Source organism: Glutamicibacter sp. NPDC087661 (genome assembly GCF_044743275.1).
Lineage (GTDB): Bacteria > Actinomycetota > Actinomycetes > Actinomycetales > Micrococcaceae > Glutamicibacter.
The window spans coordinates 123,514-149,411 of record NZ_JBIUWE010000005.1; the positions used below are offsets into that span (position 1 = coordinate 123,514).

Below are 25,898 nucleotides of genomic sequence, written 5' to 3' on the forward strand. Positions count from 1 at the left end.
CGGCCAAAGGCGTGGAAGTTCACGTCGGCGTTACCTGATTCGGCTTCGTCTGCAGGCCGCGGAAACGATACCCTTGGAAGGTATGTATTTTTCTACGGACCGCAACCAGCGGCCTCGTAATTCCCATTGGAGTTGATATGGCGCCACAGTCCAAGCTAGACCAGGTTATTTCCCTCGCAAAGCGTCGAGGATTCGTTTTCCAGGCTGGTGAAATCTACGGTGGTTCCCGTTCGGCATGGGATTACGGTCCCCTGGGCACCGAACTGAAGGAAAACATCAAGCGCGAGTGGTGGCAGAACTTCGTTCGCGGCCGCGAGGACATGGTTGGCCTGGACTCGTCGATCATCTTGCCCAAGGCTGTCTGGGAAGCATCGGGCCACGTGGCCACCTTCACCGACCCGCTGGTCGAATGCATCCAGTGCCACAAGCGCCACCGCCAGGACCACCTGATCGAGGCTTTCGAGGCCAAGAAGGGCCGTGCGGCCAAGGACGGGATGAGCGAGATCGCCTGCCCTGACTGCGGCACCAAGGGCCAGTTCACCGAGCCGCAGATGTTCTCCGGCCTGATGAAGACCTTCCTGGGCCCAGTGGATACCGAAGCCGGCCTGGCCTACATGCGTCCGGAGACCGCCCAGGGCATCTTCGTGAACTTCGCCAACGTGCTCACCGCCTCGCGCAAGAAGCCGCCATTCGGCATCGGCCAGATCGGCAAGGCTTTCCGCAACGAAATCACCCCGGGCAACTTCATCTTCCGCACCCGCGAGTTCGAGCAGATGGAAATCGAGTTCTTCACCGCTCCAGAAGATGCCCCCGCCTTCTTCGACCAGTGGGTCAAGGATTGCTGGGCATGGTTCCTGGATCTGGGCATCAAGGAAGAGAACCTGCGCCAGTTCGACGTGCCAGAAGACGAGCGCGCGCACTACTCGGCCGGCACCATCGACTTCGAGTACCGCTTCGGCTTCCAGGGTTCGGAGTGGGGCGAGCTCATGGGCGTTGCCAACCGCACCGACTACGACCTGTCCAGCCATGCGAAGGCTTCGGGCTCCGAGCTGTCCTACTTCAACCAGGCCACCGGTGAGCGCTACACCCCCTACGTGATCGAGCCTTCCTTCGGCCTGACCCGTTCCATGATGGCTTTCCTGGTCGATGCCTACACCGAGGACGAAGCACCGAACACCAAGGGCGGCGTAGACAAGCGCACCGTGCTCAAGCTCGATCCGCGCCTGGCTCCGGTCAAGGCCGCGGTGCTGCCGCTGAGCCGCAATGAGAACCTTTCCCCGAAGGCCAAGGACCTGGCTGCCGAGCTGCGCAAGCGCTGGAACATCGACTTCGATGACGCCGGTGCCATTGGCCGCCGCTACCGCCGCCAGGATGAGATCGGCACCCCGTTCTGCATCACCGTGGACTTCGACACCCTCGAGGACCAGGCCGTGACCATCCGCGAACGCGACACCATGTCCCAGGAACGTGTTTCCCTGGACCAGGTCACCGCTTACCTTTCCGAGCGCCTGAACGGAGCCTAGAGCCCGATGAACGAACTGGAATTCCGCCTGTGGCGCTCCGGGGACGACCTCCAGCTGCTGCAGATCTTCGGCGACCCGCGTTCCCCGCAGGCCCACCAGGACCGCACCATGCTGCGCGAAAACAGCGATGCACCGTTCTCCCGCACGCTGGTAGCCACCGTTGACCAGGTGGCTATCGGCGCCGGCGTGGTGTTCGCTTCCTCGCTGCATCCGCAGCGCCTGTGGCTCTATGTCGAGGTAGCCGCCGAGCAGCGCCGGTCCGGCGTGGGCACCGCCCTGGTGGAACAGCTGCGCAAGCAGATTCCGGCCGGCCAGGCGCAGGAGCTCAAGGCCCGCTACACGGTGACCGCGGGCGATCCTGCTGCCGCGGCGGCTGGCTTCTGCCAGTCGCTGGGCCTGGGAGAAATCCAGGTCTCGCGCGATGTCATCCTGGAGCCGGGGGCTCTGGCTGAACCGGTTTTCGACACCAATGACCGGGTGATCGAGGACCTGTCCACCGGCAGTGTCGAGCTGACCCAGCTGGTGATGGATTTCTACAACGCGGTGCACACCGGTTGGGATCCAGCCAAGATGACCGTGGGTTCGGCGCAGCGCATGCTGCTCGACGAGCACACCGGCGCGCAGGGCGCCCTGGTGCTGCGCGACAAGCCGAAGCGCGAGGGCGGTGTTCCGCTGGCTTTCGCGGTCAGCTACGTGCCCGCCCGCGAGAACGCCCCGACCGACGTGCTGGTAGGCCACAACCCGGCCTTCAGCGATGACGAAGTGGCAGAAGCGGTGCGCGACATGGTCGCCATGCTGATCCACCAGTACCCGGTGAAGCTGGAAGTCGACTCGTCGATGTTCATCCTCTCCTCGCTGATTGATGCGTTGGCCGTGGTTGACCAGGCCACCGTCATATCCACGACGCATATCCTCGCCAGCGACGCGGCGAAGTAATGCCAGCAAGAACGGGACCCGCCTGGCGGGTCCCGTTTTTGCCATTCTGCACCAACCTCCACTTCTTGAAAGAACTCCGTTGACCACCAGCACCACCATGACCTCGCAGGTCCGCTCCGGCGGAAAGATCCTGTTCATCCTGCTTGCCATCGCTTCGGGCCTGCTGCTGTGCGTGCAGTCTCGCATCAACGGGGCGCTGGGCGCGAAGCTGGGGGACGCCATCGCGGCATCAACCATCAGCTTCGGTGTCGGCTTGGCGGCATTGGTACTGCTGGCCATCTTTGTTCCCGCGGTGCGCGGCTCGGTGGCGCAAGTGCCGCGCGCCTTGGCCCAGGGCCGTTTCCCGCGCTGGTACCTGGTGGCCGGCGCGGTAGGTGCCCTGATTGTCTTCAGCCAGGCCGCCGCGGTGCCGCTCATTGGGGTGGCGCTGTTCACCGTCTGCCTGGTGACCGGCCAGGCAATCGGTTCCATGTTCATGGACCGGGTGGGCTTTGGCGGGGCCGCGCCGCGCAAGATCAATGCCTTGCGCATCCTCGGCGTGGTGCTGACCATTATCGGCGTGGTTTGGGCGGTCAGTCCGCGCGGAGCCGACGCGGACCTTTCCGCGTTGCTCCTGCCAATGGCGCTTTCGGCAGCCGTCGGCATGCTCATGGGCTTCCAGGCAGCTGCCAACGGCGCGCAAGCGGCGGCTTATGGCGGCGCCACGGCGGCGACCCTGGTGAACTTTGCCGTCGGGTTCGTGGTCCTGGCGATGGTGATGCTGGTGCGGTTGCCTGCCGGCATCGGCCTGGACCCGCTGCCAGGCACCTGGTGGTACTACATCGGCGGACTGCTCGGTTGCCTGTTCGTCGGCATCACCGCCCTGGTGGTCAAGCGGCTCGGAGTGCTGGTCACCAGCCTCGCGGCCGTTGGCGGCCAGCTGGTGGGCTCGCTGCTCCTGGACGTTTTCTTCCCGGCCCCCGGTTCGTCCGTCACCGCCGCAACTGTCATGGGTACCTTGCTGACACTGCTCGCCGTTGGCCTGGCCTCGATCTCAGGAGCGCGGAACGCGAAGCGCGCCAGCCCCAGGATCCCGGTGGCATCACGCAATTAGCGTGGCGCGCTATCGCTGTTTACCTTCCGTTTTCCTCCACGACTTATGCTGGAATCCATGGAACCACAGCGCATGGCACAGGGCTCGGCCAGGGAAGTCTTCAAGGTCTTCCTGAAGCTCGGCTTGACCTCTTTTGGAGGTCCCATCGCCCACTTGGGATACTTCCGCACCGAACTGGTTGATCGCCGCCGCTGGCTCGATGACCAGCAGTACGCCCAACTGGTCGCATTGAGCCAGTTCCTGCCGGGCCCGGCATCCAGCCAGGTCGGTTTCGGCTTGGGCTTGCACCGGGCCGGAATGCGCGGTGCCCTGGCGGCATTCCTGGCGTTCACCCTGCCCTCTGCGGTGGTGATGGCGGTCTTCGCCTTCGGCGCTTCGCTGTTCAGCGGTCCCATCGGTACCGGGCTGCTGGCCGGCCTGAAAATCGTTGCGGTCGCCATCATCGCCCACGCGGTACTGGGCATGGCAAGGAACCTGGCTCCGGATCGTGCCCGTGCCGCCATTGCGGTTGTCGCCGCCGGATCGGCGCTGCTTTTGGCCGGAAGCTTCGGGCAGGTCCTGGCCATTGCCTTCGGCGCATTGGCAGGATATTTCTGGTGCCGCGGCAAGGATGCCGGAGCAGCGGCGGCTATGCAGTTTCCGGTATCAAGGACCGTGGGCATCAGCTGCCTGTCGCTGTTCGCCATCCTGCTTTTCGGGTTGCCGGTGGCAGCCCTTGCAACGGGCTGGGATCTGCTGGGCTTCATCGATGCGTTCTACCGCTCCGGCGCCCTGGTCTTTGGCGGCGGGCACGTGGTCCTGCCGCTGCTCCAAAGCGCAGTCGTGGATCCCGGGCTGATCAGTTCCCAAGAATTCCTCGCCGGCTACGGCGCGGCCCAGGCCATGCCCGGACCGCTCTTCACCTTCGCCGCGTACCTTGGCGTCCTCGTCGACTCGGGTCCCGGCGGCGCTGCCGGAGCGCTCATCGCCTTGCTTGCCATTTTCCTTCCGGGCTTCCTGCTGCTGCTCGGCGTGCTGCCGTTCTGGAACCGGGTGAGCCACTGGCCTGCCGCCAGGGCCATCATGCATGGCGCCAACGCGGCAGTGGTCGGGGTGCTCGCCGCCGCACTGTACAACCCGGTCTTCACCTCGGCGATTACTTCGGCTCCCGCTTTCGTCCTGGCCTTGCTCTGCTTTGTTTTGCTGACCGCCTGGAAGATGGCCCCATGGATTGTCGTGGCCATCGGTGCGCTCGGGGGAGTGCTGCTGGGCGTGCTGGCTTAGGCAGGCTCGGTGAGCTGCTGGGGCCGGCACCCCGGTGCGCCTCGTGGCGCCCGGGTACCGGACCTCGGCGCAATGCCCCTAGTTCAGGCTCTTGGCTGTGTTGAGCACTGCGATCAGCTCGTCGAACCATTGCGCATAGCTGCTGTAGGTGAACGGACGCTTATCATCCCATTCGACCACCTGGCTGGCCTCTACCGCTGGCAAAGACGCGAAGACGGGATGGTCCTTGACCTGCTGCGCGGTGCCCGAATAGCTCAGCACCACATCGGCAGGGTAATCGGCAACCTTCTCCCAGCTCATTGAAGCCCAGCCGCTGTCCTCGGTCTGGCCGACAATATCGAATCCGAGTTCATCCAGCAGGGCCAGCTGGCCCAGTGATTTCTGGCCGACGTACAGGTCGTCATACCCATTGAGCGCGATGATCCGCAACGGCTGGTCCTTGGCCAAGGCACGCAACTGTTCAAGTTTGGCTTGGTAGTCGGCCTTGGCGGCGGACTGCGACGCAATATCCCCACCCAATGACTTGGCCAATGATTCATAGTCCTCGATGACCTCCAGAACAGGCCGGTTGCCAAATTTGATGCCCAGGAATGGAGCCGTGGCAGTGGCCTCTGCCTGGACCTTGTCATCCCACCAGGTCCAGCCCGTGCCTTCGGCATTGCCGAAGCCCACGATCAGATCCGGGTCGAGGCCAAGCAACTTCTCCAGGCTGAACTCTCCGTCCTGGCCGATGATGGTCATCTCTGCTGGATCCGCACTGCCAAGGGCCAGGCTGCCCGACTCGTCCAAACCGTATCCGAAGACGCCCGAGGGGCGGATGCCGTAGTCCCAGAGTGCCGCAGCCGAATAGGAATCGGTGACCAGCGTTTGCGGTGCGGCATCCATGGAGATGGTTTTTCCATAGCCGGAATCGGTGAAGCTCCACGCTGCGCTGGCTTCGCCGCTTGAAGGGGAAGCGGCCTGGGTGCTCGGGCTGCAGGCGGCCAGGGCCAGGGCTGCGGCCAGCGAAGCTGCGCCGAAAAAGACGCGTCGGGTCATTGGTTGCATGTTCTTTTCCTTCTTAGATGGCCTCGTGGCCCAGCGGGATCACGAGTGGTGTGTGCGAGACGGGATCCTGGATGATGGTGCAGGGCAAGGCGAAAACCTCGCGGATCAGTTCCTCGGTGACAATCTGCGAGGGAGGTCCTGCGGCGACGATTTCACCGGATTTCATCGCGATCAGGTGCGTGGCGTAGCGGCACGCTTGGTTCAAGTCATGGAGCACCGCAACCACCGTATTGCCCTGTTGCTCGTTGAGCCTGCGGCACAGTTCCATGATTTCGATCTGGTGGGAGATGTCCAAGAAGGTGGTCGGTTCATCGAGCAGCAGCAAAGGAGTCTGCTGGGCCAGTACCATAGCGATCCAGACGCGTTGGCGTTGCCCGCCGGATAGTTCGTCGACCAGCCGCCGGGAGAGCCCGGTGGTGCCTGTGGCGTGCATGGCGCTGAGCACTGCTTGCTCGTCCGCGGCAGACCATTGGGAGAACAAGCCTTGGTGCGGGCTGCGGCCGCGGGCGATCAGATCCGCAACGGTGATGCCATCCGGGGCGATGGAGGACTGCGGCAGCAGCCCCAGCCGCTGGGCCACCTGCTTGGCTGGCAGGGACAGGATCGGTTTGCCATCCAGGATGACCTGGCCGGAGGAAGGCTTCAGCACCCTGGACAGGGCGCGCAGCAAGGTCGATTTGCCGCAGGCGTTGGGTCCAATGACGACCGTAAACGAGCCCGGGGGGATGGATAGCGAGAGGTTTTCGGAGATGGCCGATGGCCCGTAGCCCAAGGTGAGCCGGTCGGCGGATAGCTGCGGATGGGTCATGCTCATTGGCGTCGTGCCTCACGAAGTAGTAGCCAGATCAGGTAGACCCCGCCGATGCTGACGGTGACTACGCCAACCGGCAGGGAAGTGTTCTCCAAAACGCGCTGGGCCAGCACATCGCTGGCCAGCAGCAGCACGGCGCCGAGCAATGCCGAGTAAGCCAACGACACGCCTGCGCTGCCCATGATCCGGCGGGCGATTTGCGGAGCAGCTAGCGAGATGAAGGCGATGGGGCCTGCCGCCGCGGTGGCCAGGGCAGTCAACGCCACCCCGATCACCAGCAAGGACAGCTTGCTGGATTCGGTGTTGATGCCCAGCGCCACAGCAGCGTCATCGCCCAATTCCAGCAGGCGCATCCTGCGCGTGCAGGCCATGGCGCCCAGCGCGAGAGGCAACGCGACCGCTGCGGCCGGTGTGGCCTGGTCCCAGCCGATGGCATTCAGCGAGCCGGCACCCCAGATGGCCGCGGACATGGCGTCCTCCAGCTCGCTGCGCAAGATCAGCCAGGTGTTGGCCGAAGCGAGGATCGCGCTGACCGCGATCCCGACGATGATCAGCCGGAATCCCTCAGAGCCGTTCTTAAAGGACAAGGCATACACCACGGCCGCGGTGGCCAAGCCACCAGCCAATGCACCGAGTGCCACCTGGAAATACCCGCCGCCGAAGACCAGCATGACGGCCAGCGCACCGGTATAGGCACCGGTATTGAATCCGATAATGTCTGGAGAACCCAGGGGATTGCGGGTCATGGATTGGAAAATTGCCCCGCTGGCGCCTAGCGCTGCGCCCAATAGCAGTGCCATCAGAACGCGGGGCAGCCGCCATTGCAGCACCACCCGCTGGCTGCTGGCCTCCCCGGCTCCAGCCAGGGTATTGAGCACTTCGCCCAAGCCCAGCGTGTAGTCGCCAGTGGCCAACGCGTAGAGGCCCAGGGCGGCCGCCAATACCGAGAGCAGTGCGGCGAGAAGCAGCTGACGTGGTTGCACGCGCAACCAGATGCGTCCAATGCGCAGTACCCGGTGGCCCGGGCCGAAATCCACAGCACTCATAGTCCGCTAGCCCGCTTGCGCCGAACCAGCCAAATCAGCACCGGAGCGCCAAGCAAGGCCGTGACGACCCCCACCTGCATTTCGCCGGGCGGGACAACGATGCGGCCAAGCACATCGGAAACGAGCAACAGCACCGGGCCGAGGATCATTGAAAAACACAGGATCCATCGCTGATCCGGTCCGACGATCCAACGGCTGATATGCGGGATCATCAAGCCCACGAAGCCGATCGGGCCGGCGGCGGCGGTCGCTGCGCCGCAGAGCAGGGTGACCGCCACGATCACCACTGCGCGGGTCAGGCCGATATTGGTACCCAGCGCGAGGCTGGCCTCATCGCCCAAGGCCAACGTGTTCAGCGAGCGGGTGCACAGCACCGCCAAGACCAGCCCCAGGATAACGAAAGGGGCGATGACGCCCACCATGGGCAGGGTGCGGTTGTTCAAGGTTCCCGCGCCCCAATAGCGCATGCGGTCAAAAGCCTCGGGGTTGAGCAGGGTCATCCCGTTGGAAATTCCTCCCAGCACGGCGCCCAGTGCGACGCCGGACAAGGTCAGCCTGGCCGGTGTCGCTCCACCGCGGCCACGCGATCCAATGAGGTATACCGCGAGGGTGGCCAGCACGGCTCCGGCGAAGGCGAACCAGATGTACTGGGAAATGTGGGTGATGCCGAGGAAAGCCACAGCGAGCACGACGGCGAATCCGGCGCCCGCATTGACCCCGAGGATACCGGGATCTGCCAGCGGATTGCGGGTCAGTGCCTGAATCAATGCGCCGCCAACAGCCAGGGACATTCCTGCCAGGAGCCCAATCGCGGTGCGCGGCAGGCGCAGCTCGTTGATGATCACCAGTGTTTCGGGTGTGCCAATTCCCCATAGCGCCTGCCCGGCAGCCAGCGGCGCAATCGCCTTTGCTCCAATGCCCAAAGACGCGAAGAGGGCGACTGCGAGCAAGCCGAGGCAGAGGGCCAACGCCGCTGACTTCCAAGCATTGCTGGCGGCCAATCCTGCTGATCCATGGGCGGCTTTGGTTTGATCGGACTTGTTGGCGGGTTGATGCGGCGCAAGGAGGGTCATGCGACTTTCCGTAATTAGGGAACACTCACTGAATCGCGAGCACAAAAAGTCACACTACCATGATGTTTTTAGGTTAGGGCAAAATGAGTCACAATAGACGCACCTATTTACAAATTGGTGCTGAATGCGTTCCGACTAGGCGAGATTGATAAAACGCACCGACCCGTCAGCTTCGGCAAGAACCATGAAGGAATCATGATGAGTTGCCAGGTATTCCTCGATGCGAGCCAGCACCGACACCTCGGCCCGGTCGTCCAATGCAGGGCCGGACGAAGCCATCCACGTCACCGCTAGCTCCGGGCGCGCTTTGAGCTGAGCCGCCATCGGCTCGGAAGCCGCCGGGCCAACGATTACCACTGCTCGACGTGTTATCGCCCCCTGAGAGGCAATGGATTTTCCAGAAGAACCGGCTCTGGAATCCTTATCCGAACGCCACAGCGCAAAGTGGTAGCCGGCCACGGCAGCGGTCGCAACCAGCCAGCCCAGCGGGCCGCGAACGGTGTCCAGGAGGGAATCAAGACGAGAATCGGGTTCCAGGTAGAACTCGAAAATCCGGTACCCGAAGACCAGCAGGGAAACCAGCGCGACGACGGAACTGGCTCCGAAGAACAGGACCAAATAGGCGCTGCGCGAGTCTGCCGGGAAGGGCTTCCAGGGCTTGAAGTACCAAAGCCATGCGGCGGCTCCGAAGGCGAGCAAGCCGAGACCATGGCCCAGCAAACCCGCGGAGTAGCCCACCGAGACGCTGGACCCGAGTGCTGCGAAGAGCGCATTGACCACCATGCCCAGCCCGGTAGCCAGCACGGCCAGGCTGACACCGCTCAGCGCCAGGTGCGCTGCGCCAACCACGGCGGCAGGGTGCAGCCCGGAACGCAGCTGGGACTGGTGGTAAATCCAGAGAACCGCGGCCGCCACAATGATGGCCAGCAGGCTTGGACCGCCGTCGAGGAACAGCTCGGTGCGTTCCTGCGCCGTCCATGCCTGCGGCCACACCCAGGAAACCAGCTCGGCGATCGCCAGCAGGAACGCCAACGCCGGTGCGGCCAGGCCCAATACAACCAGCAGGACGCTGTTCAGGAGATTGGACATCTTCTGGACTCTGCGCAGTTTCCAATGCCAGAACCACAGGGCCGAGGAACCTGCCGGCCAGACCAGCGCCATCAGCAGATTCGGCATGCCGGTGGGGCCCACCAGCGTGTTTTCCGGCACGACCAGGATTTCCAACGCGACCGTCAGCGTGGCAACCAGCGAAAGCGCGAAGAGCACCATGCTGAAGTAATTTCCCACGGTGGCCGCCAGCTGGGCGAATTGCCGCGGTGCCGTACGCGATGAAGTGATTTGGCGGTGCTGCCAGGCGCACACCGTGCCCCAGCCCAAGGCCACCGCCAGCGTCGACTGCCATGCACCGTCGCGGGCTGCGGAAACAAGTCCCGCCAGGAACGCCAGCGCGGCGCAGCTGCTGGCAGCCAGGGTGGCAAGGTACGCGGCCGAGGCCTGCAAGGACCAGATGGCTGAGTCGAAGGCCGACGGCCGGGCCAAGCGCTTGCGGATGGAACGCCACAACAGCCAGGCCAAGGGGATTCCAACCAGGGTGAAGGTGAAGGCCATCGCCAGCTGCTCGGTGCTGACCAGCAAGGAATCGAAACCATGGAAGAGCGCGGTAAAGAGCGTAGACAAGCCCGTAGCCGAGACCATCAACAGCACGAACAGCAAGCCGTGGAGGATCACCGGACGCAGCACGCTGCTGCTTTGCACATGGAACGCCGGGGCGGTTGCGGCCATCAGTAACCCATCTCCTCGGCGGTGCACAGGCCGACCTGCCACGGCATGCGGTCAATCAGCCAGGCTCCATCGATCTTGCGCAGCTCGAACGCCTCTTCATATGAGGACAGATTCCCCAAGGGCAGGAATTGGGCGTCGCGGGTATTGAACCTGGTGCGCACGGTAGCACTGGACTCCTCGACGCTGCTGCGCAGCAGCTGCACATCAAGCGGCTGCGGGGCATAGGGTTCGGGAGAGCACAGCGTCCTGGATTGGCCTTCAACGGTGTAGCCCTGCATGGCCGGCAAATCCTCGGCCTCGAAAGCCATCAGATATCTTTGCACGACCCCTTCCGGAGTGTTCTCCCCGTGGACCTCTGGTGCCGAACGCAGCGAAACCACGAGCAATGCGGCTATAACCAAAGCCACAATGGCGGCGGCAAGGGCCAGCAGAACCACCCGCGCCGCCGAAAATTTACTTGTCATTGCATCATTTTGGTCCACATCAGGACAATAATCCAGCGCCTCGGCATCAAGATTTGATGAAGATCTCAGTTACTGTTTTGCGTTCGTGCGGGATAATGGATGGGTGACGACCCTGACTGATGCGCCAACCAACACCCCGACCCTCAAGCTGCCTCCATTGCAGCTGGGCAAGCTGACCATTGATACCCCGGTGGTTCTTGCTCCGATGGCTGGGGTGACCAACCGCGCCTTCCGCCGCCTCTGCCGCGAATATGGCGGCGGGCTGTACGTGACCGAAATGGTGACCGCCCGGGCACTGGTGGAACGCAACCCCGAATCCTTGCGCATCATCTCCCACGATCCCGACGAGGAGATCCGCTCCATCCAGATCTACGGCGTGGACCCCGGCACCGTGCGCGCTGCCGTGCGCATGGTGGTTGACGAAAACCTGGCGGACCACGTTGACCTGAACTTCGGCTGCCCAGTTCCAAAGGTCACCCGCAAGGGCGGCGGCTCGGCCCTGCCCTGGAAGTCGGATCTCTACACCTCCATCATCGAAGCCGCGACCTCAGAGGCCGCCAAGGGCGATATCCCGCTGACCGTGAAGATGCGCATCGGCATCGACAAGGACCACCTGACCTACCTGGAATCAGCGAAAATTGCCCGGGACCACGGTGCGGCCGCAGTCACCTTGCACGCGCGCACCGCCGGCCAGTACTACGCGGGGCACTCCGACTGGGACGCGATCACGACCTTGCGCGAAGCCATGGATGACATGCCGGTGCTGGGCAACGGCGATATCTTCAGTGCCGAGGATGCCATTGAAATGGTTGAGCAGACCGGTGCCGCCGGCGTCATGGTAGGCCGTGGCTGCCAGGGCCGGCCATGGATTTTCGGCGACCTGCAGGCGGCCTTCGAGGGCCGTGAAGACCGTTTCCGCCCGGGCGTGCGCAAGGTCGCCGACACCGTATACCGCCATGGCGAACTGCTGGCCGAATTCTTCGAGGACGAGGGCAAGGGCATGCGCGATATCCGCAAGCACATTGCCTGGTACTTCAAGGGCTACCCGGTAGGCGGCGAAATCCGCTCGCAGCTGGCCCAGGTGCCATCCCTGGCAGTGCTGCGCGAACTGCTGGACCAGCTGGATCTGGACCTGCCGTACCCGGGGGTTGCCGCAGAAGGCACCCGCGGACGTGCGGGCCACCCGAAGAAGACGCACGTCCCCGACGGCTGGCTGGATAACCGCGTGATGAGCGATGCCCACCGCGAAATGATCAAGGCCGCCGAGCTGGATATCTCCGGCGGCTAGCCACCCCGGGATAGCCACGGCTACGCCACTAGTGGATAACTCCTCAATGCCGGCAAAGAGTTACTAGACTAGGAACTATGACTCAGATCCCCGGATATACCGAAGCCGACCAGCAGCGGTGGGTGCCTGAACCAGCGAAGAAGTCCTACCGTACTGCCTTTGAGCGGGACCGTGCCCGCGTGCTGCATTCCTCCGCCTTGCGCCGTTTGAGCGCCAAGACCCAGGTAGTGGCACCGAACCAGAATGACTTCGTGCGCAACCGGCTCACCCACTCATTGGAAGTGGCCCAGGTGGGCCGCGAGCTCGGTGCGGCCCTTGGCTGCGATCCGGATGTCGTCGACACCGCCTGCTTGGCGCACGACCTGGGTCATCCGCCCTTTGGCCACAACGGCGAGAAGGCGCTGGACAAGGCAGCCAAGGACATTGGCGGATTCGAGGGCAATGCCCAGACCTTGCGTTTGCTCACTCGCTTGGAAACCAAGACTTTCCGGCACAACGGGCATTCGGCCGGGTTGAATCTTTCGCGGGCGTCGCTGGATGCAGCGTGCAAGTACCCGTGGCTGAAAACCGATGCGCCAGAGGTCAACGGCAAGAAAACCAAGAAGTTCGGTGTCTACGAGGATGACGCCACCGTCTTCAACTGGTTGCGCAACGTCCCGGAAGCCACCGCCGGAGCAGTCTGCATGGAAGGCCAGGTCATGGACTTGGCTGATGACATTTCCTACTCGGTCCATGACGTGGAAGACGCAATTGTCGGCGGCAAGCTGCAACTGCGTTGGCTCAAGCAGGATTTGCAGCGCGAGCGCGCGTTGCAGGTGACCAAGGACTGGTACTTGCCGACCACTGGGGAGGCCGACATCGACGCGGCGTTGCGCCGCCTGGAAATCAGCGATGAGTGGGTTTCGCATTTTGACGGCTCACGGCGTTCCATGGCGGCGCTGAAGGACATGACCAGCCAATTCATTGGCCGCTTCGCCGCCGCCGCAATGGATGCCACCCGGGCACGCTTCGGGGAAGGCAAGCTCACCCGCTATAACGCGAACCTGATTGTGCCCGAGGAAACCGAGCACGAGATTGCCGTGATGAAGGGCATCGCGGCCAGCTACGTGATGGCTTCGGAAGTGCGCCAGCCGCTCTATCTGGATCAGCGCACGCTGCTGACCGAGCTGGTCGAACTGCTCTGTGAAACGGGCCGGGATAATCTGGAGCCGATCTTCGCAGCTGACTGGGAAGACGCCGCTGATGAAGCGGCCCAGCTGCGTGTGGTGATTGACCAGGTCGCCTCGCTCACTGACGTCTCAGCCACCGAATGGCACTCGTATCTGGTCAAGGGCGAAGCCCCTGACGCAAAGTTGTTCTAGAAGGGAATCATGGCAGGGCTGATCAAGCGTGAAGATATCGACGAGGTGCGTAACCGCACCGACCTCCGTGAGGTCGTCGAATCCTATGTCACGCTCAAATCCGCGGGCATTGGCTCGTTCAAGGGCCTGTGCCCTTTTCACGACGAACGCAGTCCGTCCTTCCATATTCGCCCGCAGCTAGGAACCTTCCACTGCTTTGGCTGTGGCGAGTCCGGCGACGTGATCGCCTTCATCCAGAAAATGGACCACTCCTCGTTCACCGAAACTGTGGAACTTCTGGCTGCCCGGATCAATTACGAGCTTCGCTATGAAGACGGGGGACCGGGACCGCGCCGCGAAGACTACGGCAAGCGCCAGCGCCTGGTCGACGCGCACAAGGTCGCCGAGGAATTCTTCCGCGCGCAGCTGGCTACCGAGGAAGGAGCCGCCGGCCGCGAGTTCCTTGCCGGTCGCGGTTTTGACCAGGAAGTCACAGCCCAATTCTCCGTGGGCTATGCGCCCAAGGGCTGGGATTCGCTGCTCAAGCACCTGCGCTCCAAGGGCTTCGTTGATGATGAGCTGAAGCTGACGGGCATGTTCTCCGAGGGCAATCGCGGAATCTATGACCGATTCCGAGGACGTGTCATGTGGCCGATCCGCGACCTGTCTGGTGCCACCATCGGCTTCGGTGCACGCAAGCTCTACGAGGATGACCAGGGCCCGAAGTATCTGAACACCCCGGAGACCCAGCTCTACAAGAAATCCCAGGTCCTCTATGGCCTGGACCTGGCCAAGAAGCAGATTTCCAAGAGCCGCCAGATCGTTGTGGTGGAAGGCTACACCGACGTGATGGCCTGCCATCTGGCTGGCATCACCACCGCGGTGGCCACCTGCGGTACCGCTTTCGGCACGGACCACATCAAGATTGCCCGTCGCCTGCTGCAGGATGACGGCACCGGTGGCGAAGTCGTCTTCACCTTTGATGGTGACGCCGCAGGCCAGAAGGCCGCGCTGCGCGCCTTCGAAGAAGACCAGCGATTTATTGCCCAGACTTACGTTTGTGTTGAACCAACCGGTGCTGACCCGTGCGACTTGCGTTTGCACCGCGGAGACGAAGCTGTACGCGAGCTCATCGAGCTCAAGCGTCCGCTGTTTGAATTCGCCATCCGTGCCGAATTGAAGAAATTCAATCTGAACACCGTTGAAGGACGTGTCCAGGCCTTGCGCCAGACCGCTCCGATCGTTGCGCAGATCCGCGACTCGGCCATTCGTCCGGCATATGCCCGTGAGCTTGCCGGCTGGCTGGGAATGAATAATGAGGACGTCAACCGCTCGGTGGGCGCCTCCATCAAACGCGCCCGGTTGCCGAAGAACGCCGACCTGCAGACACCACACCCGCAACCGGGGGAGGCTGAACAGGCAATCCCGGCGGCGGCCTTTGAACGCCCGGATCACCGCGACCCGGTGATGCGCCTTGAACGACAGGCCCTGGAAGTGGTGATCCAGCAGCCGCAGCGGTTGAAGGACGAGCAATGGCAGGCGTTCTACGAGGCTCGCTTCCTGGCCCCGGCGCACTCTGCTGTCCACGATGGCGTCGTTGCCGCGTCCAGCGCAGGCGCTTCGGCGACCTCCTGGGTTGAAGTCATTCGCGACGAAGTCCCCGAGCAGTTGCGCAGCTTCGTTTCAGAACTCGCAGTGACCAGCATTCCGGCATCTGACGAACATAGCCTGAACCGCTACTGCGCCGATATCATCAACGGCTTGATTGAGCTTCAAATCACACACCGCAAGGCTGAGCTGATCGGCCGCTTGCAGCGTGCTGAAATGGCACCCGAGGGTGAAGAATATGCCCAGATCAACCGGGAACTGATGGAACTGGAGATGCGCCGGAGGATCCTTCGCGGAACCTAGGATCCCGATTTTGCATTCGCGGGAATCTTGGGTAAAGTTATATCTCGTTGCAATCCTCCATAGCTCAATTGGCAGAGCATTCGACTGTTAATCGAAGGGTTACTGGTTCAAGTCCAGTTGGAGGAGCTTACAAGAAGGTTCCGGCTCGCATTCGCGAGTCGGAACCTTTTATTTTCGCCTGAAACCGGAATTCTGGCACCTAGTCCTGACTAGCCTCGCCAGGAAAAAGCCGAGTTAGGTAGCCGGGGCCAGTTGCTGGACCAGCGGCGGGTTTTTTGCCTAGCGGATTCAGGCAGCCGGGTTCCATAAGCGCCGGGATTCCAGATACCAGAAATACGAGAAAAGGCTGATCTCGAACCATTCGACAATGAATAGGGCCTCCTGGATGCCCGCGGCCAGCAGGATCGGCCAGGCAATCAATCCGATGAGCATCAGCACCAGGATGATTGCGTAGTGCAGCTTCTTGCCTCCGCTGGTGTCCATCGCGCACAGCGGCTTGTGGTCCAGGTGGCTGGCGATGGCGATGCCCATGGAGAAGATCAGCAGGAATGCAGCGCTGGCGTGCACGCCGGCGAACTGCTTGCCTTCAACGGTCCGCCACAGCAGCAGCAGGACAAAGCCGACCAGGAGCAGGGTGCTCAGCAAACCGAGCGCTTTGGTCGCGGTGCTGTGGAACAGCGCGCGGTGCGGAGCGCGGCTAGTCCTGATTCCCAGCCAGATGAATACCGAGCTGACGACGAGAACCGCAATAACCGATACCTGCACGGAGAAGATGAGCCGCCTCTGCTCGCCCAGGTGCAGCTGCGCCAGCGTTTCACCCAGCTTGGTGGGAACCAAGGCGACGAACATGGCGTAGAAGCCGGCCAAATTCAGTGCATAGTCCTCCAGCTCGTCTCCGGTGTAAACCACCAGCAGCACTCCGGTAGTCACCAGCATCGCAACGAACAAGTCCCGTGCTGGACCCAGGTAATAGGAACTCAGGGAGTCTTCAATGCGCTGGTTGGCAATGCCATAGATGACGATGGCAACGACAAGGAGCAGGGGCACCGCGAGCAGCATGAGGCGCACATAGCGCAATGTACTGCGGCCCGGGGAGTGTTCAAGGGAAGTGGCCATAAGTGCATTCTGTAATGAATCACCCAGGTTTTGCCAACGGGCCCGCCTAGCGCAGGAAAATTCCCGGGAGAATCGCAGGCATCGGTCCGCGGGCCAGATGCACCTGCTGGAACACCTGAATGGTGCACGTCAATCGCCCGCACTTGGCTTCCGGAAACTGCAGCTGCCTTGGGCAGCTCGGCTGGAGCCGAATCCGGGACAAGCTAAATTGTCGTAGGCACTGGCATGATTCTTGAAGAGTCAACAAAGACTCTTTTCGACCGAAGTCCTCATCCGCTTGGGCTGATATCCGCCTCGGCGCCAGCGTGGCGCCGTCTTCACTCGAAGGAAGCTTTCATGTCCGTACAAAATCCGGTCGATCCGAACATGGTGCCACCGGCACCGCCTGCCAAGAGCTCAGCTGGCAAGGGCCTGGGCATTGCGGCCCTGGTCGTGGCCATCGTTGCATTGGCCCTGTGCTGGGTACCGATCGTCAACAACTTTGCCGCCGTGCTCGGTTTCATTGCTCTGGTACTGGGCATCGTCTCGCTCATTGTCGCTTCCAAGCGCCGTGGCAGCAAGGGCTTGGGCGTTGCATCGAGCATCATCGCCATCGTAGCCATCGTTCTTGTGTTCGCCACCCAGGCAGCCTATGTGAAGGCGATCGACGAGGTCGCCAACGGCATTGCCGACGCTTCCGACGGCGAAGTGGCGGCACCGGCTGAGATCATCGAGCAAGCCGAAGACGAAACACAGGTATTGGCCTTGGGGCAGGCCGCTGCTGTTGGCGAGTATTCGGTCAATGTCAGTGCGGTGAACCTGGATGCCGGCGCACAGATCGCCAAGGCAAATGAGTTCAACCAGGAGGCCGAAGGCCAGTATGTCCTCGTGGACCTTTCTGTTGTCTACAACGGAGAAGAAGAAGGCGACGCATGGCTGGACCTTAATCCAGAGCTGGTGGGCTCGGATGCAAGCATCTACAGCACCAGCAGCGCGACTGCGATCACCGCCAAGCCGGGCATGGACGTTCCTACCTTGGCCAAGGGCGGGAAGGGAAGCTACCAGGTGGTCTTCGACGTGCCGGCCGAGGCCGTGGCAGATGCGAAAATCCGCATGAGCGAAACGCTCTCGTTCACTGACGACTCGGTGCTCTGGGCTGCGAAGTAGCTCGAATTCGCAGAGGTTCCGCTATCCCATCAGGGGTGGCGGAACCTCTTTTCTTTTGCCCTGGCGGCGAGGAAGCCCGCAGCTCGCGGATTGCGACCACAACATGAACACCGAAAATAGGAAGATCGGAAAAATTTTCAAGGAATTCCCCGCGCTGCCGGACCTCGGAAATACGCGAGAACCCGGGGCGATTCGCTCGCTCTCATTTGCTTCTCATGGACGCGCCATAATCCTCTCACCACCGCCTAATGCGCTCCTCACAAGGGTCTTTTAATGTTCAAAGCATGAATCGCCGCATACTTCTCATCCTCATGGTGTTGGCCGTGCCAGCGGGACTGGCCGGTGCCAGCCAGGCACTTGCCGACAAGGCCAATCCGCCCATCCCGCATCAGCAGCCAATCATTGTCCAGCTCTCACCGGCTCCCGAGCCCGCTGCTGCGCAAGCGCAAGCTGAGGAGCTGATCGCCAATGGCTGATATCCATGAGCACCAGGGATCAACGGTGTCGGCACGGTTGCGCATTGTCGGGTGGATCGTGCTCACTACTGCACTGGCCCTGCTGGCCGTAACGGTTTCGATGCGTTCGATCATGTCCGGCCAAGTAGCCGAAGCTGCCAACGTGGGCATCGCGCAGGAAATCGAGGAGTTCCGGACCTTCGCCGCCGAGGGACTGGACCCGAAGACAGCTCGCCCGTTTTCCTCGATCGGTGAATTGATGGAACGCTATCTGGCCCGCCAGCAGCCGATGGCCGGCGAAGCGATTCTCGCGCAGGCCAATGGACGGGTGCTCACCGCAGGCACCGCAGCCAACCAGGCCGGGACCTGGCTGGCTGATGACCCCGTGCTCCTGGGCCGTATTCTCGATGACGCGAAGACCTCCGGAATCCTGGAGAGTAACCACGGGACGGTTCGCTGGGCGAAGGCCGAGGCCAAGGATGCCTCCGGAGCCAGCGGGGCGGGGCACCAAGCCCATCTGGTCGTCGCGCACTTCATTGGCGGGGCCCAGGAAGAAGCCAACCGGCAGGCAACCATGCTCTTCGGCGTGGCCGCCGGGGGACTGGCCTTGACCGCGGGGATCGCCTGGTTGGCAGCTGGGCAGATCATGCGTCCCATCCGCACCATGAGCGAAACCGCCGCCTCGATTAGCGCCAATGACCTCTCGGCCCGCGTTCCGGTTGAAGGACGCGACGACTTGGCGCAGCTGGCCAGGACACTGAATGCGATGCTTGACCGGGTTGAAGCTTCGCATCTGGCCCAACGCCACTTCATCGCCGAAGCACGAGAGCACCTGGGAAGCCCGCAACGCAAGATGGCAGCTGCCTTGCAGAAGCTCAACGAGGAAGAGGTGCCCCGGAAGCAACGCGGCAGGATCATCAGCACCGCGCAGGCGCACATTTCACTGATGGGGCAGACGCTTGCCGACCTGGAATTGCTGGCGCAAAGCTCGGACCCGGACTTCATCCAGCGCCGAATGGTGCCCGTCGGCGAAGTCACGGCGGACGTTGCCGCGGCAGCCGCCCGCCCGGGCGCCTACCCGGACCGCCGATTCCGCATAGCCGAGTCTGCCAAGGCCCAGGCGTGGCTGGATCCGCTGCGCGTTGCCCAGGCCATGCACCAACTGATCCAAAATGCCGTCGCGCATACCGAGGATGGAGAAAGTATCCGGATCGGTTCTGCCGCAGCAAAGGGCATGGCCAGCTTCTGGGTTGCCAACGATGGACCGGCGTTGGACCCGGACCAGGCCCGTGCCCTGCTGGAAAACTATCGCAGTGCCCCGGAAGCCGGCCAGCAGGGATCCGGCATGGGCTTGGGCTTGGCCGTGGTGAAAGCGGTCGCGCAAGCCCACGGCGGCACGGCCTGGGTGGAATCCGGAAACGGCAACGGAACCAGTTTCGGATTTTCCCTCCCGCAAGCTGATGCCGGACAAGGCATCCGCTGCGAAGAAGAATTCGCCCAATCCATGGCCAGCAGCCTGGGCGGTGAGTCATGAGCATCAAGCCAACCGCGCCACGCTCGGGATTCCGCTACACCGCCCAGCGGTCCACGGACCAAGCCGCGGAACAGGGCAACGCCGGTGCTGCACGAAACCGGTGGAGCAAGCAGAACGCAGCGCGAATCATCGCCGCACTGGTCTTGCTGGCCTTTCTCGGCTGGTGCGCCTACGGAGCCTTCGGCCCAGATGCGGGGACAGTGCGGGCATTGCCAGCCCAAGGGGCCCTGACCCTGGCGGTCTTCGCCTTGGCCATCTGGCTCTGGGTCTTCTCGCCAGTAGGCGATACCTTTATCGCCTTGGGCGCAGCAGTGGTGCTGGTGCTCATGGGCGTGCTGCCCGAAGCCGACCTGTTCTCCTCGCTGGGAGAAGACACCATTTGGCTCTTGCTGGCCGCCTTCGTGATCGCGGCGGGGATCACCGCCACGGGACTGGCTACCCGCGCCGCAGCATGGATAGCCGCAGGGGCGAACACCCCGCGGCAGCTGATCCACCTGACTACCGGCGTGCTGGTGGCTACCGCATTCGCGGTGCCGTCCACTTCCGGGCGCGCGGCCCTGGCCATTCCGGTCTTCATTGCCCTGGCCAAGGCGCTGGCGGATCGCCGCCGCATCGTCCTGGCCCTGTCCCTGGTTTTCCCCTCGGTTATCCTGCTTTCGGCCGTGGCATCCTATCTGGGAGCCGGAGCGCACCTGATCACCAGCCAGATCCTCGCCACCGCGGGCCATGAAGGATTCTCCTTCGCCGGCTGGCTGGTCTACGGATTGCCGCTGGCTTTCGTTTCCTCCCATCTGTGCGCCGAACTGGTGCTGTGGATGTTCACCCGCAAGGGGGACCGCGCAGAACCGCTGGCGGTGGGCATCGAGCGGCTGCAGCAGTATTCGCCGGTGCCGCTCTCGGGCCCGCTCACGGTGGGGCAATCCAGGGCAGCGCTGCTGGTCTCGGCCGTGGTGGTGCTCTGGTGCACCGAGCCCCTGCACCAGCTCCATCCCGCCATCGTGGCCCTGCTTGGTTCATTGCTAGTAGCCAGCCCGGGATACGGCTCTGTAGGCCTGGCCAAGGCATTGAAGGCGGTGCCGTGGTCGATGCTCATCTTCATGGCCGCGACCCTCACCCTGGGCACGGCGCTCGCCGGAAGCGGAGCCGCCGAATGGCTGGCCCGCAAGGTGCTTGGCCCTGTCGAGCAGCTCGGCGCTGCCGCACCCTGGGTCTTCACCGTCCTCGTGGTGGTGGTCTCTGCCGCGGCGCATCTGGTCATCCAGTCCCGTTCGGCCCGCTCAGCGGTGCTGATTCCGCTGGTGGTCTCGCTGGCCCCGGGCGTCGGGGTCAACGCGGTAGCCATTGCCCTGGCTTCCACCGCCGCCGCCGGTTTCTGCCACACCCTGACCAGCAGCGCGAAGCCGGTGAACCTGTTCTCCGAGATCGAGGGCATCGAAACCTATAAGCCGGCAGACCTGCTGCGCCTGAGCGCGGTGCTCGGACCGCTCATGGTCCTGCTGGTCCTGGTCTTCGCCTTCTGGATCTGGCCGGCCATGGGACTGCCGCTGTTCCTCTGAACCACCTCATAGCTTCACATCTCATCGCATTCATCCTCACTGAAAAGGACAACGAATCATGGCACACGCACTTCCACAACGCATCCTGGTAGCCCCTTCCGGATTCAAGGAATCCCTCGACGCGGCGGCAGTCGCGGCGGCCATCGGCGCCGGGGTTCGCCGGGCCTTGCCCGGAGCCACGGTCAAGGCAGTGCCCATCGCCGATGGCGGCGAAGGCACCGCAGAAACCCTGGCGTGCGCTACCGGCGGCCACCTGGTGCCAATGGCAGTCACCGGTCCGGTCGGCCAGCAAGTCGAGTCCCACTACGCCATGCTCGGTGGCGAAGCGGCCGGAACGGCAGTCGTCGAAATGGCCGCCGCTGCGGGCCTGCGGCTGGTTCCCCGCGACCAGCGGGATCCGGGAACCACCACCAGCTACGGTGTGGGCGAGCTGATCGCGGCCGCCATTGATGCCGGGGCCTCCAAGATCCTCGTGGGCTGCGGCGACTCGGGTACCTCGGATGGAGGCATGGGGGCATTGCAGGCGCTGGGTGCACGAATCCTTGATGCCAGCGGCCATGAGGTCAAGGCCGGCGGCAACTACCTCGGATCGGTGGACCGGTTGGATCTGTCCGGCCTGCACCCGGCCCTGGCTGCCGGGAATGTCCGGATCACCATGGCGCTGAACCCGCACAATGTGCTGACCGGCCCGCGCGGAGTGGCCCGCGTTTTCGGTCCGCAGAAGGGGGCAACTCCGGAACAGGTCGAAATCATGTCAGCAGGTTTCGAACGCTGGGCCTCGATCCTGCGCCGCGATGCGCTGGAGTCCTCGCGCTCCACGGATTTCGCTTTGGCCCCGGGGACGGGTGCTTCGGGCGGGCTGGGCGCTGGCTTGGCGGCGGTGGGGGCGGTGCTCTTGCCTCGTTTCGAGGCGATCCTGGACTCGGGCTTGGCCGGCATCGATCTGGACTCGATGCTGCGCGGAGCGGATCTGGTCATCACCGCAGAAGGCGCCATCGACTTCCAGACGCCCAAGGGCAAGGTGCCGGCGGAGGTAGCACGGCGCGCGGCGCTGCATGGGGTGCCGGTAGTGGCCCTGGCAGGAACTCTGGGCCGCGGCTGCCGAGACGTGCACGATATCGGAATTGACGCCATTGCCTCGATCATGCCCATCCCGATGACGCTGCAAGAAGCAGTGGATGACGGGGAGCGGCTGCTGATCGAAGCGGCCGAACGCTTCATGCGCACCATCATCCTGGGTGCATCAATGGCAGCAGCCCGGCTCAGCCCGCGCGAGGCTTGGTAGCAGCCAGCGGTCGCGCCCTGAATAGGAACAGGCGTGCTGCCTTGACCGTTGACAACGGCGTTCAAGGCAGCACGCCTGTTTTTCGCGTATTCCCTAGAGCTCGATAGCCGCCACGGCCTGAACCGCGCGTGCCGCCTCGGCGCCCTTCTTCAGGAAATGCTCGAAGTAGAAGCCCTGGTGCTCATCATTCGAGTGGAAGTGGTGCGGGGTCAGGCTGACCGAGAAAGTAGGTACATCGGTATCCAGCTGGACCCGCATCAAGCCGTCCACTACCGCCTGGGCAACGAAGTCGTGGCGGTAGATGCCGCCGTCAACCACGAGGGCTGCGGCTACCACTGCATCGTACTTGCCGGTCTTCGCCAGGCGCTGGGCCTGCAACGGCATTTCGTAGGCGCCGGGTACGCTGACGACATTGATGGTGTATTCCTGCCCGGAAGAATCCATCTCGGCCTTGAAGCCGGCCAGGGCCTGGTCGACGATATCCGCATGCCAGCTGGCCTTGATGAAGGCGACGTTCAATGGCTTGCTCATGAGTTGCTCCCTGATTCTGCGTGCAAATGTCTAAGTCTTTTGATCTACCCTAGTGGCGTGGGTCTCAATGGAATAAATGGGGAAGGGATCCGCGTAACGAATGAGCCGGTTCAGCGCCAGCCCATCAGCGGGGCCACGTGCTTGAGCACTGATTCGATGACGTGGGCGTTGTAGTCCACGCCCAACTGGTTTGGAACGGTGAGAAGGAGCGTATCCGCCGCGGCGATGGCTTCGTCTTCGGCCAGCTTCTTGGCCAGTTCATCTGGTTCCCCGGCATAGGACTTGCCGAAGACCGCACGGGTCTTCTCATCGATGTTGCCGATCTGGTCCGAGCTGTAGCGGTCACGGCCGAAGTACTGCCAGTCGCGCTCATCGGTCAGTGCGAAGATGCTGCGGCTCACCGAGACGCGCGGTTCGCGTGAGTGGCCGGCTTCCTTCCAGGCGTCGCGGTAGAGCTGGATCTGCTCGGCCTGCTGGACGTGGAAGGGCTTGCCCGATTCATCGTCCTTGAGCGTGGAGCTCTGCAGGTTCATGCCCAGCTTCGCGGCCCACACTGCAGTGGCATTGGATCCGGAACCCCACCAGATGCGTTCGCGCAAGGTGTCCGAATGCGGCTCGATGCGCAGCAGGCCCGGGGGATTGGGGAACATCGGGTTCGGGCTAGGCTCGGCGAAGCCTTCCCCGGAAAGCACCTCGAGCAGGCGCTCGGTATGCCGGCGGCCCATATCGGCATCCGATTCGCCCTCGCGCGGCTCGAAGCCGAAGTGGCGCCAGCCGTCAATGACCTGCTCGGGCGAACCACGGCTGATGCCCAGCTGCAGGCGGCGATTGGAAATCAGGTCGGCGGAGCCTGCATCCTCAGCCATGTACAGCGGGTTCTCGTAGCGCATGTCGATGACGCCGGTACCGATCTCGATGCGGCTGGTTCGCGCGCCGATGGCAGCCAGCAGCGGGAACGGGGAGGCGTATTGCTGGGCGAAGTGGTGCACGCGGAAATAGGCGCCGTCCGCGCCGAGCTCCTCGGCGGCGACCGCCAGATCGATGGCCTGCAGCAGGGCATCGGAGGCGGTGCGGGTGCCTGATTGCGGGTGGTCGGTCCAGTGGCCGAAGGACAAGAATCCGATGTTCTTCATGCTTGAGGCAACAAGTAGTCTCGAATGGTTATTCCAGTCCTAGCCTCGTGGTCTGCTAGAACTGGCGGGCGGCGACGCCGGCTCGATGCGCAGTGGCGAGCGCCTCTTCGAGCTGCGCGATAGTCACTGGCTGACCGCGATCGGCAAGGTGCGCGGAGTAGAAATTAGCGGGATCTTGGGCGTAGACGTGAGTGTAGCCACCGGATTCGGGCTCGGCGCGCCACGAATCAGCCAAGGTTCCGGCATTGACCGTGTCGAAGCCCAACGCTTGGACAAGTTCCAGCACTTCGGTCTTGGCAGCAAGGTCATCGCCATATATTGGCAACGCGGTCCTCGGAGCTGAATTGACCAGAAGCGGGATGTGATGCGCCACGATGTTGTTGAAGGCTTTGGTGATGCGGGCGCCGGGAAGGAGCGATGCTTCCAATTGCGCAGTAGTGGACTTCAAGGAATCGAGAACTTCTATGCGCCCGTCGCGGGATGGGTAGTAGTTGCCGGTGGATAGGACCGTCTTGTTGGCAAGCACCTGGGTTGGAAGGTCCGAATAAGCCGACAGCGGGATGGCCAACACGACGATATCGCCATATTCAGCGGCTTCAGCAACGGTTGCCGCGTGCGCGTTGTCGCCGAGTTCTTCCACCACGTCGGCGAGCGAGGCGGTGCCGCGTGAGTTCGCGATGGCCACGGTGGCGCCAGCGGCCACAGCTAGGCGAGCAATGGCCTGGCCGATATTTCCGCTACCGATAATCCCGATCTTGGTTGTGCTCATGGGTTGCTCCGAATTCTTATCTTGTGGTCGATGAGGTATCTAAGGGTGAAGAATTTTATGTGGTGCGGGCAAGTTCCTGGCGAACCGTATCCATGAGTCCAGGGAATCGATGATCCAGTTCTTCGGTGCGCAACCAGTTGCGGTGCCGGGTGCCATCAACCTCTTGCCTGATCAAGCCGGATTCCCTGAGGATGCGCCAGTGCCGGGTGAGTGCCGACTTTGAGACACCAAAGTCCGAGCTGCTGCACGCGCCACCGGGGGTTGCGCCAATGTGAGCGATGATGGCGCGCCTGACCGGATCGGCCAGAGCGGCCATGATTTCGAATAGGTCCATTTCCTCTTCGGAGGGAATGGTTAGAGGTCGAGTGAGGCGGCTTGCCACGTTCATTTCCTTAACTCCGAAAGGCGTGCATGTACGCAAAAAAGTGTACATACTAGTTATGTACGCGTCAACATGTACATGCAGAAGGGATCAGGCCCTGCGAATTAGCGGTGCGATAGCTGTGAGGGGTGAAGCGCTGGAGAGCCGCAGGTATTCTGCGAGTTGATGGTTGACCAGATCTCATCGAGCGATAGGCTCAGCGCGGCCGCGACAGCGGCGATGGTGGAAAAAGCGGGAGTGGCGACGCGGCCGGTTTCGATTTTCCGCAGGGTTTCGGGGGAGAGGCCGGCTTGGATCGCGACGTCGAGGATTGTTCGTTCGCCGCGTGCCTGCCGAAGCAGCGCGCCGAGGTTCTTGCCCTGTTCGATTTCCCGGGCGGTAAGCGGCAGTCTGACCATAATGAGACCATTATAC

The 25,898-nt window shown here is 62.9% G+C and carries 24 protein-coding genes and 1 tRNA gene; 13 read left to right on the plus strand and 12 right to left on the minus strand.

The window, feature by feature from the left end:
- Positions 1-137 precede the first annotated feature (137 nt).
- The 4 genes from ACIOTN_RS14020 to chrA all read left to right on the plus strand — a co-directional run bounded on the left by ACIOTN_RS14020 (position 138) and on the right by chrA (position 4,815).
- Positions 138-1,523: a glycine--tRNA ligase gene (locus tag ACIOTN_RS14020; protein WP_105657203.1), complete on the plus strand. Its 1,386-nt coding sequence runs from the start codon at positions 138-140 to the stop codon at positions 1,521-1,523.
- Between the two features lie 6 nt (positions 1,524-1,529).
- On the plus strand, positions 1,530-2,459 hold the full coding sequence (locus tag ACIOTN_RS14025; RefSeq protein WP_105657204.1) for a GNAT family N-acetyltransferase: 930 nt from the start codon (positions 1,530-1,532) through the stop codon (positions 2,457-2,459).
- A gap of 79 nt (positions 2,460-2,538) precedes the next feature.
- The gene (locus ACIOTN_RS14030; RefSeq protein ID WP_402735538.1) at positions 2,539-3,552 is read left to right on the plus strand and encodes a DMT family transporter; all 1,014 of its coding nucleotides are present in this window, start codon (positions 2,539-2,541) and stop codon (positions 3,550-3,552) included.
- Between the two features lie 72 nt (positions 3,553-3,624).
- The gene (gene chrA / locus ACIOTN_RS14035; RefSeq protein WP_332502601.1) at positions 3,625-4,815 is read left to right on the plus strand and encodes a chromate efflux transporter; all 1,191 of its coding nucleotides are present in this window, start codon (positions 3,625-3,627) and stop codon (positions 4,813-4,815) included.
- A 78-nt stretch (positions 4,816-4,893) separates the two neighbouring features.
- Here the strand turns inward: chrA and ACIOTN_RS14040 are convergent, their stop codons facing one another.
- The 6 genes from ACIOTN_RS14040 to ACIOTN_RS14065 all read right to left on the minus strand — a co-directional run bounded on the left by ACIOTN_RS14040 (position 4,894) and on the right by ACIOTN_RS14065 (position 11,038).
- Complete coding sequence (locus ACIOTN_RS14040; protein WP_102598153.1) at positions 4,894-5,862, minus strand: ABC transporter substrate-binding protein; 969 nt, start codon at positions 5,860-5,862, stop codon at positions 4,894-4,896.
- A gap of 13 nt (positions 5,863-5,875) precedes the next feature.
- Positions 5,876-6,676: an ABC transporter ATP-binding protein gene (locus tag ACIOTN_RS14045; protein WP_105657206.1), complete on the minus strand. Its 801-nt coding sequence runs from the start codon at positions 6,674-6,676 to the stop codon at positions 5,876-5,878.
- The gene (locus ACIOTN_RS14050) at positions 6,673-7,719 is read right to left on the minus strand and encodes a FecCD family ABC transporter permease (RefSeq protein ID WP_402735539.1); all 1,047 of its coding nucleotides are present in this window, start codon (positions 7,717-7,719) and stop codon (positions 6,673-6,675) included. Before ACIOTN_RS14050 ends, ACIOTN_RS14045 begins: the two co-directional genes overlap by 4 nt.
- Positions 7,716-8,792, minus strand: coding sequence for an iron ABC transporter permease (locus tag ACIOTN_RS14055; RefSeq protein ID WP_134780862.1), 1,077 nt, complete (start codon positions 8,790-8,792; stop codon positions 7,716-7,718). Before ACIOTN_RS14055 ends, ACIOTN_RS14050 begins: the two co-directional genes overlap by 4 nt.
- Before the next feature lie 135 nt (positions 8,793-8,927).
- Positions 8,928-10,574 carry a DUF5671 domain-containing protein gene (locus ACIOTN_RS14060; protein ID WP_402735540.1) on the minus strand — a complete coding sequence of 549 codons (1,647 nt, stop codon included), beginning with the start codon at positions 10,572-10,574 and terminating at the stop codon, positions 8,928-8,930.
- A complete protein-coding gene (locus ACIOTN_RS14065; protein WP_133833007.1) occupies positions 10,574-11,038 on the minus strand; it encodes a hypothetical protein in 465 nt (154 codons plus the stop codon). Before ACIOTN_RS14065 ends, ACIOTN_RS14060 begins: the two co-directional genes overlap by 1 nt.
- Before the next feature lie 103 nt (positions 11,039-11,141).
- On the opposite strand from ACIOTN_RS14065, the gene dusB reads away from it, so the two are divergent.
- From dusB to ACIOTN_RS14085, 4 genes are all read left to right on the plus strand, one after another.
- Positions 11,142-12,326, plus strand: a complete 1,185-nt coding sequence (gene dusB, locus ACIOTN_RS14070; RefSeq protein ID WP_105657211.1) for a tRNA dihydrouridine synthase DusB — start codon at positions 11,142-11,144, stop codon at positions 12,324-12,326.
- A 77-nt stretch (positions 12,327-12,403) separates the two neighbouring features.
- On the plus strand, positions 12,404-13,687 hold the full coding sequence (locus ACIOTN_RS14075; protein WP_105657212.1) for a deoxyguanosinetriphosphate triphosphohydrolase: 1,284 nt from the start codon (positions 12,404-12,406) through the stop codon (positions 13,685-13,687).
- Between the two features lie 9 nt (positions 13,688-13,696).
- On the plus strand, positions 13,697-15,577 hold the full coding sequence (dnaG, locus tag ACIOTN_RS14080) for a DNA primase (protein WP_402735541.1): 1,881 nt from the start codon (positions 13,697-13,699) through the stop codon (positions 15,575-15,577).
- 53 nt (positions 15,578-15,630) lie between these two features.
- A tRNA-Asn gene (locus ACIOTN_RS14085) sits at positions 15,631-15,703 on the plus strand.
- Between the two features lie 162 nt (positions 15,704-15,865).
- On the opposite strand, the gene ACIOTN_RS14090 is transcribed toward ACIOTN_RS14085, so the two are convergent.
- Positions 15,866-16,693, minus strand: a complete 828-nt coding sequence (locus ACIOTN_RS14090; RefSeq protein WP_388024002.1) for a hypothetical protein — start codon at positions 16,691-16,693, stop codon at positions 15,866-15,868.
- A gap of 336 nt (positions 16,694-17,029) precedes the next feature.
- Here ACIOTN_RS14090 and ACIOTN_RS14095 point away from each other — a divergent pair, with 336 nt between their 5' ends.
- From ACIOTN_RS14095 to ACIOTN_RS14115, 5 genes are all read left to right on the plus strand, one after another.
- On the plus strand, positions 17,030-17,839 hold the full coding sequence (locus tag ACIOTN_RS14095) for a DUF4352 domain-containing protein (RefSeq protein ID WP_166650651.1): 810 nt from the start codon (positions 17,030-17,032) through the stop codon (positions 17,837-17,839).
- Between the two features lie 284 nt (positions 17,840-18,123).
- The gene (locus ACIOTN_RS14100) at positions 18,124-18,315 is read left to right on the plus strand and encodes a hypothetical protein (protein WP_133833006.1); all 192 of its coding nucleotides are present in this window, start codon (positions 18,124-18,126) and stop codon (positions 18,313-18,315) included.
- On the plus strand, positions 18,308-19,828 hold the full coding sequence (locus ACIOTN_RS14105; RefSeq protein ID WP_133833005.1) for an ATP-binding protein: 1,521 nt from the start codon (positions 18,308-18,310) through the stop codon (positions 19,826-19,828). The genes ACIOTN_RS14100 and ACIOTN_RS14105 overlap by 8 nt, the downstream gene beginning before the upstream one ends.
- A complete protein-coding gene (locus tag ACIOTN_RS14110; RefSeq protein WP_402735542.1) occupies positions 19,825-21,384 on the plus strand; it encodes an SLC13 family permease in 1,560 nt (519 codons plus the stop codon). Before ACIOTN_RS14105 ends, ACIOTN_RS14110 begins: the two co-directional genes overlap by 4 nt.
- 58 nt (positions 21,385-21,442) lie before the next feature.
- Entirely contained in the window at positions 21,443-22,669 is a 1,227-nt protein-coding gene (locus tag ACIOTN_RS14115; protein ID WP_402696393.1) for a glycerate kinase, read from the plus strand.
- Between the two features lie 93 nt (positions 22,670-22,762).
- Here the strand turns inward: ACIOTN_RS14115 and ACIOTN_RS14120 are convergent, their stop codons facing one another.
- The 5 genes from ACIOTN_RS14120 to ACIOTN_RS14140 form a co-directional block, all read right to left on the minus strand.
- Positions 22,763-23,200 carry a 6,7-dimethyl-8-ribityllumazine synthase gene (locus tag ACIOTN_RS14120; RefSeq protein WP_105657220.1) on the minus strand — a complete coding sequence of 146 codons (438 nt, stop codon included), beginning with the start codon at positions 23,198-23,200 and terminating at the stop codon, positions 22,763-22,765.
- A 110-nt stretch (positions 23,201-23,310) separates the two neighbouring features.
- Positions 23,311-24,333: an LLM class flavin-dependent oxidoreductase gene (locus ACIOTN_RS14125; RefSeq protein WP_105657221.1), complete on the minus strand. Its 1,023-nt coding sequence runs from the start codon at positions 24,331-24,333 to the stop codon at positions 23,311-23,313.
- Between the two features lie 55 nt (positions 24,334-24,388).
- Positions 24,389-25,141 carry an NADPH-dependent F420 reductase gene (locus tag ACIOTN_RS14130; protein ID WP_286134163.1) on the minus strand — a complete coding sequence of 251 codons (753 nt, stop codon included), beginning with the start codon at positions 25,139-25,141 and terminating at the stop codon, positions 24,389-24,391.
- 16 nt (positions 25,142-25,157) lie between these two features.
- Positions 25,158-25,484, minus strand: a complete 327-nt coding sequence (locus ACIOTN_RS14135) for a helix-turn-helix transcriptional regulator (RefSeq protein WP_105657301.1) — start codon at positions 25,482-25,484, stop codon at positions 25,158-25,160.
- Between the two features lie 104 nt (positions 25,485-25,588).
- On the minus strand, positions 25,589-25,882 hold the full coding sequence (locus ACIOTN_RS14140) for a helix-turn-helix transcriptional regulator (protein ID WP_105657223.1): 294 nt from the start codon (positions 25,880-25,882) through the stop codon (positions 25,589-25,591).
- Between the last annotated feature and the right edge of the window lie 16 nt (positions 25,883-25,898).